Genomic DNA, 15,259 nt, shown 5'->3' on the forward strand with positions numbered 1-15,259 from the left:
CCTCAATCTATAGCAGATACTATTCTTGTAACAACGCGATCCATTCCTAGTCCATCACAAAGTTCAAAAGATTTTTTTGCTATATACTTATATTTTTCTTTTAAGTTGTCCCAAGCAAAAACAAAATCATCATAATTAAAATCAATATCTTGTAGGGTAATGAACCCCAACGCATCGAGCTTTTCTATAATTAATTTTTGGTTATTTGCAATAGCAATGTTAATAGTGGGCAATCCTAAAACACATCTTTCCCATGTCGTGCCTCCTAATGCGCCAATTGCCGCATCATGCGTTAACATTAATTCTGGCATATTATCGATATCTACAAGTACATCCGTCTTACATTGCATTTCCTGTGCAATTTTTTTTACTTCATTTATATGTGGACAATTTTTCCCTAATACCACGGTTATCTGATCAATTTCTTTAGATACGCCTTGATTCATTACACTCAATGTTCTCGATGTCACATTTAGTGCATCAATGCCCCCCATAGTAATTAATACTGATTTTGGAGAAATGTTACTAAACCTTCTAGAAATTGCTAATTCACGCAACAACGAAAATGCATTTCTTAACAAACTATAATGAGTACCTAATAGAGTAATGCAATGTTTAGGAATTAATTTCTGATAATCTTCCTGACTCCTTTCAAGTGTAGTATCAATTAATACATCACAATTATGGCTACGATTACAAAGATCATCAATTACAATAATAGGTAATGTTGGATATGCTTTTTTTATTTCATTTTCCCATTGACTACTAATGGCGTAGTGGTCAACGATAAGTGCGTCAGGAAATATTTTTTCACTCTCAATACAGATTAGTGTTGCTGACGCATCTTCATATTCTGTACTGCCTAGCCACTCACTTTCACAATCAGTATAACCTGATGGCTTTTCAGATTCCTGCTCTAGCCCAATAACACAATAACCTTTATCTTTTAAAGTTTTATTAAGATTGCCAGAATGTTTTTTTGAAATAAAAGTGCATTTATAGCCACTGGCTGATAATTGCTCTGCCAAATTCATGCATCGTACAATATGTCCAGTACCTATCGACAATGAGGCATCAACTCTAAACAAGATCTCCATATTTTTTTCTCACTTCAAACAGCAACTCAGCGAATCGCCAATCATCAGGGGTATCAATATCCTGCGTTCTCTCACGCGGTATAATTACAGGTATAGATTTTACATTAAATACGGGTTTTTCAGTTGTCCATGCATCGTATGTTCCCCAATAAAATTGCCCAGCATCATGCCAAGCTTCAACCAAGTCCTGACTTCTTGTGTTAAATGCTTCCGAATCAAACATTTGAATTTCTCCCATATCATTTATTCGTAATGAACGCTGGATAGGATATGGATATCGTGAAACAGAAAAAGCATAATCGGAAGCTTTACTTTCGATAAGTTCTAATCCGTTAATTAAATCTTGTGCTTCAATAAACGGTGCTGTCGCATATATACAGCATGCAAAAGAAATATCTGCTCCATTATTTTTCAAATATTCGCAAGCGTGACGAATTACAGGTATTGTGCCCACATAATCATTTGCAAGTTCTGGTGGTCTCAGAAAAGGAACAGAAGCACCATACTTTTTAGCAATACTGGCAATTTCATCACTGTCAGTTGAGACTACTATATAATCAAATACGCCCGAATTTTTTGCAGCTTCGATAGACCAGGCAATCATTGGTTTCCCACCAAACATCTTAATATTTTTTCCCGGAATTCGTTTGCTCCCGCCTCTAGCAGGAATGATTGCCACCTTCATTTAAAAAAACTCCTTAATACATGCTACTACATAATCTTGCTCTTCTTCAGTCATACTTGCATACATAGGAATACTTATAGCTTTTGAATAATATTCCTCTGCTGCCGGGTATTCTCCAGTAACGTGCCCTATCTTTTGGTAATATGGCTGAGTATGAACTGGTATATAATGTACATTTACACCTATATTCTTATTTCTTAAATGATCAAAAAGTGGTTTTCTTTGTTCTTCTTTTAAGACTTTAATTGGAAATAAGTGAAGTGCACTGTAACCATAGCAATCCTGAAGCGGAAGTATAATTTCAGTATCTTTTAATAGTTGATTGTATCTTTCTGCTAGATAATGACGCTTTGTGACAAACTCATCTATTCTAGAAAGCTGTGAAACTCCCAAAGCTGCCTGTAATTCTGTCATCCTATAATTATACCCCAGCCCGACTTGCTGGTAATACCAAGCTCCTTCAGAAGAATGCGACATTTTTTCTTCATCACGAGTGATTCCGTGGCTACGCAGAGAACGCATTTTGTCGGCCAAAGTATCGTCATTAGTTAATGACATTCCACCTTCGGCAGTCGTAATAATTTTAACCGGGTGAAAACTAAGGATAGTTATATCAGCGAATTCACCATTACCAATTTTTTTATCTTTGTATGAACCACCAATTGCATGTGAAGCATCTTCAATAATGTAAAATCCATATTTCTTACTGAGTTCTTTGATGGCCGCCATATCGCATGATTGCCCGGCAAAGGCAACAGGAACGATAATTTTGGGCAACATACCTTCCGCTTCAGCTCTGACTAGCTTAGCTTCAAGAGCGGCAACACTCATATTGTAAGTATTTTCATCAATATCAACAAAGCTAACATTGGCATCACAATAGCGGGCACAGTTTGCTGAGGCAACGAAAGTGTTAGGAGAAGTCCATAACCAATCTCCTTTCTTCAACCCTAACGCCATACACGCTATGTGAAGTGCTGAAGTAGCACTATTAACAGCTACTGCATGTTTAACTCCAACATATCTGGATATTTCTTTTTCAAAGTTCGGGACACAAGGCCCTTGCGTAAGATAGTCGGATCTTAATACTTCAATGACAGCTTCAACATCTGATTCTGATATGTTTTGCCGTCCATATGGAATCAGCTTCATTAGATATTACCCACTTTGTCTTTATTTTCTTCAATCCATGTGCTCAATTCAGTAACGCTCATCCATTCTTTATTACTATCGCTCTCGTATACAAATCCTTCTGGCACTTTTGTCCCATCTTTGATGCGTTCCGGCGTTTCACACCAATTATGGATTGCAGGAAGAATTTTAAAGTGTTCCGGATATTCATATGTGTAATAAGCATCTTCTGCGCTAATCATTTGCTCATGAAGTTTTTCACCAGGGCGGATGCCAATAATTGTTTGTTTAGCGTCCGGTGCGACCGCAGCAGCCACTTCTGTTACTTTCATGGACGGAATTTTTTTGACATAAATCTCTCCACCTTCCATGTCGTTAAAGGCGTGCCACACTAATTCAACCCCTTGTTCTAAAGTGATCATAAAGCGCGTCATGCGCGAATCGGTAATGGGTAAAACACCTTTATCTTTTATAGATAAAAAGAACGGAATTACGGAACCACGGGATCCCATTACATTGCCATAACGCACGACGGCAAAACGCGTTTTATGCGATCCTGAATAAGAATTGCCCGCGACAAATAATTTATCGGAAGCAAGCTTAGTTGCACCATATAAATTTGCAGGACTACTAGCCTTGTCTGTTGAAAGTGCTACAACACGCTCAATCCCTTTGTCAATACAAGCATCAATAACGTTCATTGCACCATTGATATTTGTTTTAACACACTCAAATGGGTTATATTCCGCAGTAGGAACAATTTTAGTTGCTGCAGCATGAACAACAAAATCCACGCCATCCAAAGCGCGATAGAGACGATCTTTATCGCGTACATCACCAATGAAGAAACGAATGCGGCTCTCGTCTTTGAAATGCTTCGCCATCTCCCATTGCTTCATTTCATCACGTGAATAAATGATAATTTTTTTAGGATTATACTTTTCCAAGGTCATGCGCACGAATTTATTACCAAATGAACCCGTACCACCAGTAACTAAAATTGTTTTATTATCAAACATATATTCACCAAAAGAACTATAACATATACGCTGCCACTGTTTATGACAGGACCTGAGAAATAACTCTATAATTAATAATTAAGTTATTTCGCTTTTTTACTTCAGGAATAAATAATAGTTTATTCCTGATGAGGTAAAAGCTGTCACTAGTAACTCCCTAATTCTAGGTTTTTCACTTGCTATACAGCGACTGGCCTTTCCTACATATGGATGGGTTAAACTGTTCATATTTCAAGCAAAATGCCCAACAAATTTCTAGCAATAGCGGTTTTATTGCTAGGTTTCCTACTAAACGGTACCAATTTAGCACGCTACCGCCCTTGGCTATAGCTACCAATAGCTCACTGTAACAACTCTGCCAAGCTCGAATCTGCTCGCGCGCTTACAAATTCACCTGGATATGCAACGCGCGTTAACGATTTTCATACTATGCAGTCGTAGAAACAAGAATAAATTAGACAAACATCTGAGTTAACACTTATTGTCACCTCAAAATTAGAAGCTTGTCTAATTTACGCTCAATTAATTAACTTTTGCAGCATGCTCAGCTTAGATATCTAAAAATTTAATCGCAACTTTTTTTAGAAATTTCTTGCTATTTATGAATAGCTTCCAGTTATTGACAGCATACAAAATAAAATGAAAATGGCCTCCTTTTAGGGAAGCCATGGTTATAATTACATCATTTTTGACACTTTAATTCCACAATTAATTAATGTGAAATTTTCATATCAGGTGAATACATTTCAACGAAACCCATTCGGATTCTTCGACTGCCAGTTCCACGTATCACGCATCATGGCATCAATCCCGCGCGTCACACGCCAGTCCAACTCAGTATTTGCGAGACTTGCATCTGCCCAGAACGCTGCCAAATCGCCGTCACGGCGTGGCTTAAACTCGAACGGAATCTGCTTACCGGACGCTTTCTCAAACGCCTTGATCATCTCCAGCACGGAGAAGCCCACGCCGCCGCCGAGGTTATAGGCTTTGTAGCCTTCAACTTTGGCTAAGTGATCCAGCGCTTTCAGGTGCCCTTCTGCCAGGTCGACAACGTGAATGTAGTCGCGCTGTGCGGTGCCATCTGGCGTATCGTAATCGTCGCCAAACACGCCTAACTTCTCCAGGCGGCCAATCGCCACCTGCGCGATATACGGCAGCAGGTTGTTAGGAATGCCGGTTGGATCTTCACCGATTTCGCCAGATTCATGCGCGCCAACCGGGTTGAAGTAGCGCAGCGCGATGGCTTTGAAGTTCGGGTCCGCTTTAGCGAAGTCGCGCATCACGAATTCGATCATCAGCTTCGAGGTGCCGTACGGGCTGGTAGTTCCACCGATTGGCGTGGTTTCCACGTAAGGAACCGGTGCATCCGCGCCATAAACGGTCGCAGATGAGCTGAAGATGAAGTTCCATACGCCAGCAGCGCGCATCTCTTCCAACAGCACTACGGTGCCAGCTACGTTGTTTTCGTAATACTCCAGCGGCATGCGCGTGGATTCGCCAACGGCTTTCAACGCAGCGAAGTGAATCACGGCACTGATGTCGTTGGTGGCAAACAGGTCACGCAGGCAGGCGCGATCGCGGATGTCGCCTTCAACGAACACCGCTTTTTTACCTGAGAGCTTTTCCACGCGGTTAATGGCTTCGCGGGAAGCATTGCAAAGGTTATCCAGGACCACAACGTCGTCGCCACGCTCCAACAGCGCCAGCACCGTATGGGAGCCAATGTAACCCGCCCCGCCCGTTACCAAAATAGCCATGTGTACTCCTTTAAACCGCGCTAATGGCGCGGTAGAGAATGAGGAAGCTTATTTCGCCAGGATTTTCTGAATGGATTCGCGGAAATCGCGGCCCTGATCGTTGTTACGCAAGCCGTAAGAGACGAATGCCTGCATGTAACCAAGTTTACGACCGCAATCATAACTGGTTCCGGTCAGCAGTTGCACATCAACCGGCTTCTTCTTGCTCAGGGAGGCGATAGCATCGGTCAGCTGAATACGGCCCCATGCGCCTGGCTCGGTGCGCTCCAGCTCTTCCCAGATATCTGCAGAAAGCACGTAACGGCCAACTGCCGTCAGATCAGAGTCGGTTGAGCCCGCTTCTGGCTTCTCGATAAAGCTGGTGATGGTGCTGATATCGCCTGGGTTATCAATCGGCTCTTCGGTGGTCAGCACGCCGTATTCGGTGAGATCTGCGCCTGGCATGTGTTTCGCCAAAACCTGGCTGTGGCCGGTATCTTCGAAGCGAGCCACCATTGAGGCGAGGTTATAACGCAGGTGGTCAGCGGTAGAGTCATCCAGCAGCACGTCTGGCAGCACCACCACAAATGGGTTGTCGCCAATCATTGGACGCGCGCACAGCACGGAGTGGCCCAGACCCAACGGGTTAGCCTGACGCACGTTCATGATAGTCACGCCCGGCGGACAGATTGACTGCACTTCGCTCAGCAGCTGACGTTTAACGCGCGCTTCGAGCAGCGCTTCCAGCTCGTAGGTGGTATCGAAGTGGTTTTCCACTGCATTTTTGGAAGCATGGGTGACCAGCACAATCTCCTTGATGCCAGCCGCGACGCATTCGTCAACAATGTATTGGATCATTGGTTTATCGACGATTGGCAGCATCTCTTTCGGAATGGCTTTGGTCGCAGGAAGCATATGCATACCGAGACCCGCAACGGGGATTACTGCTTTAAGCTTGGTCATATTTATTCCATTTGATGAAGTGAATACGTGGGGTCGATTATGCAGGATCGGCCGGTCGAGCAAGTATAATCTTTATCTGAAAATCCGACACTAACTCTCTGTCCCGCCATCAAAAATCGCCAATTTGGCCGGTAAAAATGCCAGGCTTCCAATGAGAAACGGATGCGCTAAACCGCTGAAAAACCGCGAGAGGATGGAATGAGAGCGACGAAGGAAAAGACCAGCGATTTTCAGAAAAGTTAACGTGTAGGAATTGTAAGGTCACCATTAATGGTGACCTTACGAAGGTTACAGCCAGCCCTCAAACCATTCCGGCATTACGAACAGGTTGAAGTGGTTTACCAGCATCATCAGTGCGACAAACACCACCGACACCGAAACCCACTGGCGCGCATACGGCATAAAGCGGATGCCAATCACTGGCTTGATAAAGAACGGATGGGCGAAAGCCGAGATCAGCACCTGCGAGATCGACAGCGTCAGCGCTACATACAGCACGTTCGGCCAGATGTAGGTTGTCGCCAGCACCGCGACCACCACCAGGCTCGCCACAATGTTCCAATAGAACTCAACATTGGTGCGGCCGTTGGCCTGCGAAATTGCGCCGGTTAAGCCGCCCATCGGACGCAGCATGCCAAACAGCAGCATCAGCGGAATCAGATGGTAAACCTGCTCATGCGAAGCGCCGTACAGCACGCGCACAATCACCGGTGACAGAATGCCAATCGCCAGATACATCGCGCTGCTGAACAGCATGATGACGAAAGTGCCTTTCAGGAACAGCTTTTTCAGCTGCTCCGGATCGTGCTGCTTCTCAGCAAAGCGCGGCAATGCCAGACGGTTAATCACCGGCGAAACCAGCTTCAGTGGTTGCAGGATCAGCTCTTTGGCCAGCGAGTAAATCCCCAGCATTTCCGCGCCCATCACTTTACCGACGATCAGCGCATCCGCCTGCGTACGCAGCTGGTTAATGGTCTGCGAACCGAGCTGATACACGCCATAACGTACCGCGCTGACGAAGGTTTTGCCGTCGAATTCCCAGGTCGGACGCCACGATTTCTCGCCGAAGTAGATCATGCAGAGAATACGCGTGAAGGCGTTGATGAACAGGCCGAGAATCGCCGCCGCCACGGTGAGCGAGGTGTAATACAGCATCGCGACGGTACACAGGAACGCGAACAGCTTGGTGGCCATCTCAATCTTCGCCAGCGTTACCATGCGTTTGGTTTTCACATAGTGCGCCTGATACTGCGACAGATGTCCCAGCACCAGGAAGTTGAGGCTGGTGAGCATGATTAATCCTACCAACTCCGGCAGGTGATAGAACCACGCCACCGGATAGGCAATCGCCAGCATAATCAAGCCGGTGCAGAAACTGAGCGACACGTTCACCCAGTAAATGGTGCTCTGCTCGCGGCGATTAATGTCCTGGCGATGCACGATGTAGCTGCTCATGCCCATATCCTGCAGCACGGTCGCCACCGCCAGAATCGCATTGATGATCGCCAGTAAACCCAGCTCGTGCGTTTCCAGTTTGCGCGCCAGAACGGCGAGCTGTAACACCTGAAGCAATGCGGCAAAACAGGTACTACCAAACAGCCAAACGGCCTGTTTTTTTAATCCGCTCACACCATGCGCTCCAGAATTTTCGCCAGCTCACCGTAAGCGATGTGCTGATTGAACTCAGTTTCGACTTTCTGCCGCGCGGCCGCGACCACTGGAGCCACATCAACATCGCCGCGTGACAGACGCAGCAGCGTCGCCGCCAGCTCGTCAGGATCGTTCTCAGCCACCAGCCATCCGCTGACGTCATTCTCAATCAGCTCAGGAATGCCGCTGTGATAGGTCGACACCACCGGCAAGCCAACCGCCATCGCTTCCATCAGCGCCACCGGAATGCCTTCCATATCGCCATCTGCGGCGGTTTTGGATGGCAGCAGGAAGATGTCCGCTTCGTTTAGCGCCTGACGAATCTCGTCCTGCGGCTTAAAACCCGGCATGTTGACGCAATCCTGCAATCCGGCACGCGCAATGTGCTCGCGCATCATGCCATCCTGCTCGCCGTTCCCGATGATGGTGAACTGGAACTGGCCGCCGTTATTGCGCAGGATTTCGCTGGCTTTCACCGCGACATCCAACCCTTTCTTCTCGGTCAGACGCGCAACAGAGACGATGCGCAGCGGTTGATGGAAGGCTTCGCGTGGGCGGAAGTTAAACTTCTCCGGCTCGATGCCCATACGCGTCACGTGCACTTTGGCACGCGGACAGCCCATCTCAATCAGCTTGTTCTCCCACAAGTGGCTGATAGGCAGCATCAGTTCACTCTGTTTGAACAGGTTGATGTAGTCGAGCTTGTGCTCTTCGAGGATGTGACGACGTGAAATATCCGCGCCGTGGAACACCGTCGCCTGCTTGCCTTTCAGCACGCCAAGCTCGCGCAGTTTGTTCGCCAGCGCGCCGGCATAGCCGAAGTGCACCAGAAACACATCTGCGGTGTAAGGCTGCTTGGTATTCGCGACAATCGCCGGCAGCAGCAGTTTGCTGGCCTGTGCGCCGTAACGACGCACATTTAGCGACTTGAGCAGGGCGCCTTTGGTGATTTTCGGCAGTATCAAGCCGATACGCTGCGTCAGCTTATCGAGGTTGGATACTTTCTCTTCCGGCAGTAAATAGTGGGTTTTCGCTGCCAAATTGTAGTCATCGAACGCGGCGTGGCGATTGATCATATCGCCCGGAAACACGGAGATAATCTCCACGTCGTAGCCTGCGTCAATGAAATGCGTTACCTGATTGAGCACAAAGGTCTCAGAGGCAACAGGAAAACGCATGGTGAAAAAGGTCAGCTTCATCACTTCACCCCAGGACGTTGAGAATTTCTGCTGTAATGCGGTTACCAATCTCACGCTCCTGCGCCACCGCGGTATCCACTTTGCGTTTCACGTTGTCGTAATCGGCCAGCACCGTCTGCACTTTATCGATGAGCGAACCGTCCATCAGGCTCTGCACATCGGTGGCCATCTGCGGCAGGCCAAGCTGTTTCATCACGCCGAGCGACTTGTGCTCATAGTTGATGGCCACGGCTGGCGTACCAAAGTTCATGGAGATGATGGCGGAGTGCAGGCGGGTACCAATGGTCAGATGACAATGGCTGAGGAGGATGCCGAGTTCGAGGTCGTTGAACTCGTCCATGATGACATGGTAATGGTCGGGATGCTCGACATGATCGCGCAACGTCAGCGCCACCATGCGGTCATCTTTGGCGTAGCTATCAATACCGGTACAGGTAGAGAAGGCAACCACCTGATAACCTTCGGCAATCATCGCGTTAATCACGCGGCCAAAGGCAGCTTCATACTCTTTCTGCGTCACACCGAGACGTTTGTCAAACGGCGCCAGTTCGCGCACGGTAATCGCAATGGTTTTGCGTGCGCTGATAATCGCTTGCCAGTGCAGCAGGTTATGGCTTGGATTGGCCACCTCACGCGCTTCAACCAGAAACGCGGTATCGACGCCCTTCTTCACTTTGCTGGTGGTCACGCCATCTTGTTTCAGGCGGTCGTAGCTCACCTCTTCGCGCAGTACCAGGCTGTCGACGCGATCAAAGACAAAGTTCGCCAGCGCGTTCACGCGCGGGTTTTCGAATGGACCGACCGAGTGACCGACCATATGCAGCGGCTTTTTCGCCATCAGCGCACAGAGCGCGTGGTCGAATTGGGTTACGCCGTACAGGTCGACGAAGAACGAGCCACCAACCTGAATAATCGCGTCATACTGCGCAAGGCTTTTGGTGAACGCCGCCAGATGCGGTGGCACCGAGAAGGATTTGTACACGCCGCCTTTGCCGAGGTGCGCCATCATGATGTCCGGCATCAAACGGTTCGCTACTTTGCGTTTCAGGCTACCGACTAACCCTTTGCCCGACTTGCTGTTGTGCAGGAACAGGGAATCCTGCTGGATGTCCTGCTGCAGTAAATAGCCAGAGCTTGTTGGATAACGGCTGATCACATCGATATCCAAATCCGCGCGCGCGGATTTCAGTGAATCAATCAGCCCACGTAAAATCGCGCCATCCCCACGATTTCCACAGGTATGGTTTCCTACCAATAAAATCTTCATAAAAAAACTCCGGAAAAATTTTTGTAATTTTTACAAGCCGCCAATAGCTGCACTGGCAAAGTGAACTCTGATTCAAAGGACTGCAATGGGAGTAAACCCCAAAAAGTGGTACTTAACGTCGGTGCTGCTCTCTGGTGCGCATGAATGCGCACCCTACAAAACCATCATCCAATGCCGATTTAACGTAGGGTCGCCATTAATGGCGACCGATTTACAAACCACTCATTACGACTTCACAGCGAAATACGGCATAGCCACCTGCTCGCCATTTATCACTACCGAGATGAAACCTTTGGGTTCGCGGGTATCCACCTGTTCCGGCTTGAGCGCGCGCGATGCCATCAGTAAATCGCCCTGCTCGTTACCGCCGATGCCAGCCTTACCGTTGTGCAGGCTGAAACGCTGCGGCGCCTGCTGTGCGCCACTGCCCGGTGCGCCTTTATCCATCACCGCATCCACACGCGCACATTGGCCGGTGAGGAAACGATCCTTGGCGGTGCTTTTGATCAGCACGGCGGTGGTCGGCGTCCAGCCCGCCAGCTTGACGTAGACTTTGGTGTCGGTATCGCTTCGCGCTTCGAAACGCACATCAACCACCGGCGAGCTACCTTCCGCTGACCAACTGGCTTCGGCTTTGTTTTTCTTGCGCTGCAGATGAATCACCGCGCGGCCGCCAGTGCCTTTACCGTTGATAACATCCATCAGCGGCTGATTGGCAGTACCGTTATTAAACTGCGACTGGCCAAACACCTCGATCTCCCAGCTATCGCCCACCGTTGGCGAGTAGAAGTTGCCGAGTTCAAACCAGGTTTGCTGATCGCTGTTATTGGTCAGGCGGAAGCGCGAGGTGATGTAGTTGTATTTCAGGCTGCCATCGATGGCGACGCCGTAAGATTCGACGCGCGTTGAGCCCATTTCCCAGATGTTCAGCCAGCGCTCGCCTTCCAGCGAGTTATCAATCCAGCTGCCCGACTGCAGATTGGTCTGACGCATATTAAGGCGCGAGTTACGCGCGTTAAGCGGGTTCTTACAATCCTCAATGCTCAGCGCATCGACAATCCACTGGCCGTTCGAGATGTCGCCAGGGAAATCGCTGTGCTCAATCCAGCCGTTGTGGATGATCGATTGGCTGCAGCGCGGCAGATTCAACACCATGCCGCCTTTACAGTGCTGAGCGTTAAAGTTGGAGAGCTCAATCGCGGTGCTGTGATCCCAGGCGCCGGCCTTTTGCCCCGACCAGCTGGCTTTAATCACATCGCCGGTACAGGCGTTGGCATACCACTGGTCGATTTTGCAATCCAGCGTATCCAGCAGGCTGAGCGAGACGCCGCCAACCTGATTGAAGCGCAGGCAAGCGCCACGGAAGAACTGGCCGCCCGGACAGGTATTGCGGAACAAACCCTGTTTGTTCGGACGCTTGTCAGTGTTGCCGTTGAAGTTCAGGTTGGAGATTTCCGTCCAGCGCGCATTCACCTGGAACAGGAATTCGGAGCGTCCGTCAGAAACCAGCGTGGTCGCCGGGAAATAACCGAAGTTGACCATCGCGCCCGAGATGCGGAAGAAACGACGTCCTTCATCACCGAAATCACACTCGGAGACAAAGAAGGTGCCGGCCGGGAACTGCACGCAGATCTGCTGGCTGGCATCAATCGACCATTGATACATGGCTTTGATCGCCGGCGCGGTATCGGTTTTGCCGTCGGCGATGGCGCCGAAATCAAACAATGTCAGGCGGTTGAAATCTTCCACCACACGACGCCAGGTGAAACCGTTGCCGCTGAAGTTCACGCCGCCATCATCTTTGCCATCCCCGAAGGTGCCGACGAACTCGCCGCCGCCCACTTCCAGCCCTTCGTGCCAGCTTTTCAGCTTGATTTTGGCACCGGCGAACAGCGGACGGGTTTTACGCAGCTCTTCAACCGACGGAATTTCGCCAATCAGCTGGTAGCCGTTCGGCTGCGCCAGACGCTGGCTAAAGTTGCTCTGATTAGGACGTGAAACATCGCTGATGGAGAACAGCGTGTGGCCTTGATCGTCCTCCACCACCATTGAATGTGATGGATTGGCGATCAACGCCGCATTGTCGTGAATGAACTGGGCGAAGTTCCCTTTGTTCAACGCAATCGGCTGGCTGATTTGTGACACTTTGCCATTGGCATCGCGCAGAAACACCGGGATCTGATTACCAGACTGGCTGGCATCACTGCCTGCCTTACCGATCCACAGTTTGCCCTCAAAGTTCTGCCAGAACTGCGGTGGCATGGTATAGACGTTTTCTGGCGTCAGAATCGGCACATCGCCCGCCGGTACGCTGGACGGATCCACAGATTTTAACGTTGGCTGACCACTTTTTGCGGCGTAGCTGGAAAACGCACTCACTGAGAGCGCAGTAACAATCGAGGAGGCTGCGGCCTGCAAGACTTCTCTTCTTTTCATGCTTCAATTCCCGTGGTTGTACGGCCAAAAAGGATTCCCGAGGCACGATAATTGTCGCTAAACAAGCGCGAGCCAGCTCTGCTTGATCTGGTTACCGTCAAACTTGAGCGCGGTTTCTTTGGTTTTTTCACTCATCGCATAGAACAGGCCATCATCGCTGGCGAGCTGCTCCATACGCTTAATAAACGTGGTTTTGTCATTCATCGGCACCAGGAAGCCATCTTCACCGTGATTGATGATCTCCTGCGGCCCGGTTGGGCAATCGTACGCCACCACCGGCAGCGACCAGGATTTGGCCTCCAGCAGCACCAGCGGCAAACCTTCATAGCGCGAGGTCATCAGCGCCATGTCGCTTTCGCGGTAGTAATCGTTGATGTTGCTGACTTTGCCGACGAAGTTAACGCTATTGGTGATACCTAATGCGGCAGCCTGATCGTGCAGCTGCTGGCGCAGTTCGCCGTCACCGGCAATCACCAGTTTCCACTCGGGATGTTTCTTACTGAACTCGGCCCAGATATCCAGCAACAGGTCGAAGCCTTTCTGGTTATCAAGACGCCCCACCGCCAGCGCCTGACGGCTGCGCGTTTGGCGTTGAAACGCTTTGTACACCACCGGATTGGGGATTTGCTGGCTGGCAATATTCCAGCGGTTAAAGACCTGATGATCTTTGTCAGTCAGGACGATCACCTGATCGTAATAGCGCAGCATCAGCCACTTCAGCAGCTTAATTGGCTTGCTGAACGAGTTAATTGCGATGTGTTCACAGGCATACGCCTTAAAGCGCTTCTTCTTCAGCGCCATCAGGTTCCAGAAGGCGAACATCACGCTCAGGCGGCCCATGCTGATCAGGAATACGCTGTCGAAGCCTTCCTGGTGGATGCTGGCAACGGCGCTTTTAATCGGGTTGCTGTGGCCTTCAAAGCTGACAATTTTTTTCACACGTTCGAACGGATAAAAGGTTTTGCCGTGGCCTTCCAGCGAGTAAATGGTGACTTCATGCTGTTCGCCGAGGCACTCAGACATAAAGTTGCAGATGTTTTCCGTGCCCGCATATGAGTAGGCATCTTTAATCACCAAAACGATCTTTTTCATAAAATCCTTTCCACCTCAAACGACTGTTTAATTGAGACCCAAATCCTTCGCGCTGCAACAAGGCGGCAAGTACGACCATCCCCCGGAGCTTACTTCAGTAAGTGACTGGGGTGGACGTGCGCAGCCAACGCAGTTGCAGCGTGAAGGATGCCGGGTATCAACGGTGTTTTAAGGCGAAAAGAACGCCGTTCACCATATACCAGACGTAATAGTAATATACTTTTAACGGATTGTTTTTATAGATAATTCTTAATAATTCGAGGTGCCACTTCGCCGCTTTATTTTTGTTACGCGACAGTGAATCGCCCAACTCGTAATAGTTGACCAGGATTTTCTGGATCACGCGGGCTTGTTTGTAGCGGAGGAACAATTCATAGAGGAACAGGAAGTCTTCGTGGCCTTTACGCTGGAAGAAGATGCCCTGTGGAGGACGGCGGAAACACACCGAGGAGAAGCAAACGCGATATTGCTTCTTCACGAAGTTTTCCTGCTGCAGGTAGGGTTTGCTGTAGTTGATATCGTGATCAGCGGTTTTGGTTTTGTAGTGATAATGCGTGATCACGAAATCGTCGCCGGCGGCAATCGCAGCCGTCTGTTCGGCCAGTTTTTCGCGGTGCCACTCGTCGTCGCTGTCGAGAAACGCGATGATCTCTTCTTTCGCTGCACGCAATCCAACGTTACGGGTTTCGGCTGCGCCCTGATTCACTTCGTTGTCGAGAATAGTGATGCGTGCGTCCTGGCAATGTTCACGCACAAAGGCCAGTGAATCATCGGTGGATTTGTCGTTGATGAGGTAAAGATGCCAGTCGCTGTAGGTCTGGTTGATGATCGACTCAACCGCGCGCAGAACGGTATTTCGCGCGTTATACATCGGCATCACAATACCGACGGTGCCAACATGATTTGTCATTTGTCTACCCGGAGTTTCAGGAACCAAAAAATTGCCCCCATGTAGGGAGCAAGTGAAAGTGTTTAAAAGTG

Annotated in this window: 12 protein-coding genes; all 12 read right to left on the minus strand. The window is 49.0% G+C overall.

From position 1 onward, the window contains the following. Window positions 1–2: 2 nt before the first annotated feature. On the minus strand, window positions 3–1,097 hold the full coding sequence (gene pseG, locus AC6I8A_RS12760; protein ID WP_497818609.1) for a UDP-2,4-diacetamido-2,4,6-trideoxy-beta-L-altropyranose hydrolase: 1,095 nt from the start codon (window positions 1,095–1,097) through the stop codon (window positions 3–5). Next, entirely contained in the window at window positions 1,081–1,782 is a 702-nt protein-coding gene (pseF, locus tag AC6I8A_RS12765; protein ID WP_497818610.1) for a pseudaminic acid cytidylyltransferase, read from the minus strand. The genes pseG and pseF overlap by 17 nt, the downstream gene beginning before the upstream one ends. Then, the gene (gene pseC / locus AC6I8A_RS12770; protein ID WP_497818611.1) at window positions 1,783–2,934 is read right to left on the minus strand and encodes a UDP-4-amino-4,6-dideoxy-N-acetyl-beta-L-altrosamine transaminase; all 1,152 of its coding nucleotides are present in this window, start codon (window positions 2,932–2,934) and stop codon (window positions 1,783–1,785) included. Further along, window positions 2,934–3,932, minus strand: coding sequence for a UDP-N-acetylglucosamine 4,6-dehydratase (inverting) (gene pseB / locus AC6I8A_RS12775; protein WP_497818612.1), 999 nt, complete (start codon window positions 3,930–3,932; stop codon window positions 2,934–2,936). Before pseB ends, pseC begins: the two co-directional genes overlap by 1 nt. A gap of 746 nt (window positions 3,933–4,678) precedes the next feature. Further along, entirely contained in the window at window positions 4,679–5,692 is a 1,014-nt protein-coding gene (gene galE, locus AC6I8A_RS12780) for a UDP-glucose 4-epimerase GalE (RefSeq protein ID WP_497818613.1), read from the minus strand. 48 nt (window positions 5,693–5,740) lie between these two features. Next, a complete protein-coding gene (galF, locus tag AC6I8A_RS12785) occupies window positions 5,741–6,634 on the minus strand; it encodes a UTP--glucose-1-phosphate uridylyltransferase GalF (RefSeq protein WP_497818614.1) in 894 nt (297 codons plus the stop codon). A gap of 288 nt (window positions 6,635–6,922) precedes the next feature. Continuing rightward, window positions 6,923–8,263 (minus strand): MOP flippase family protein, encoded by a 1,341-nt coding sequence (locus tag AC6I8A_RS12790; protein WP_008104858.1) that lies wholly within the window; start codon window positions 8,261–8,263, stop codon window positions 6,923–6,925. Beyond that, entirely contained in the window at window positions 8,260–9,483 is a 1,224-nt protein-coding gene (locus AC6I8A_RS12795; RefSeq protein WP_293793458.1) for a glycosyltransferase, read from the minus strand. Before AC6I8A_RS12795 ends, AC6I8A_RS12790 begins: the two co-directional genes overlap by 4 nt. A 4-nt stretch (window positions 9,484–9,487) precedes the next feature. After that, window positions 9,488–10,750 (minus strand): colanic acid biosynthesis pyruvyl transferase WcaK, encoded by a 1,263-nt coding sequence (wcaK, locus tag AC6I8A_RS12800; protein ID WP_497818615.1) that lies wholly within the window; start codon window positions 10,748–10,750, stop codon window positions 9,488–9,490. 225 nt (window positions 10,751–10,975) lie between these two features. Continuing rightward, a complete protein-coding gene (locus AC6I8A_RS12805; RefSeq protein WP_008104862.1) occupies window positions 10,976–13,186 on the minus strand; it encodes a phage tailspike protein in 2,211 nt (736 codons plus the stop codon). Window positions 13,187–13,243: 57 nt separating this feature from the next. Continuing rightward, window positions 13,244–14,278 (minus strand): glycosyltransferase, encoded by a 1,035-nt coding sequence (locus AC6I8A_RS12810; RefSeq protein ID WP_479485953.1) that lies wholly within the window; start codon window positions 14,276–14,278, stop codon window positions 13,244–13,246. 157 nt (window positions 14,279–14,435) lie between these two features. Next, the gene (locus tag AC6I8A_RS12815) at window positions 14,436–15,188 is read right to left on the minus strand and encodes a glycosyltransferase family 2 protein (RefSeq protein WP_312180255.1); all 753 of its coding nucleotides are present in this window, start codon (window positions 15,186–15,188) and stop codon (window positions 14,436–14,438) included. Window positions 15,189–15,259 lie beyond the last annotated feature (71 nt).

The sequence above is a fragment of the Pantoea sp. X-Soil-ISGK-275 genome, from assembly GCF_059730795.1.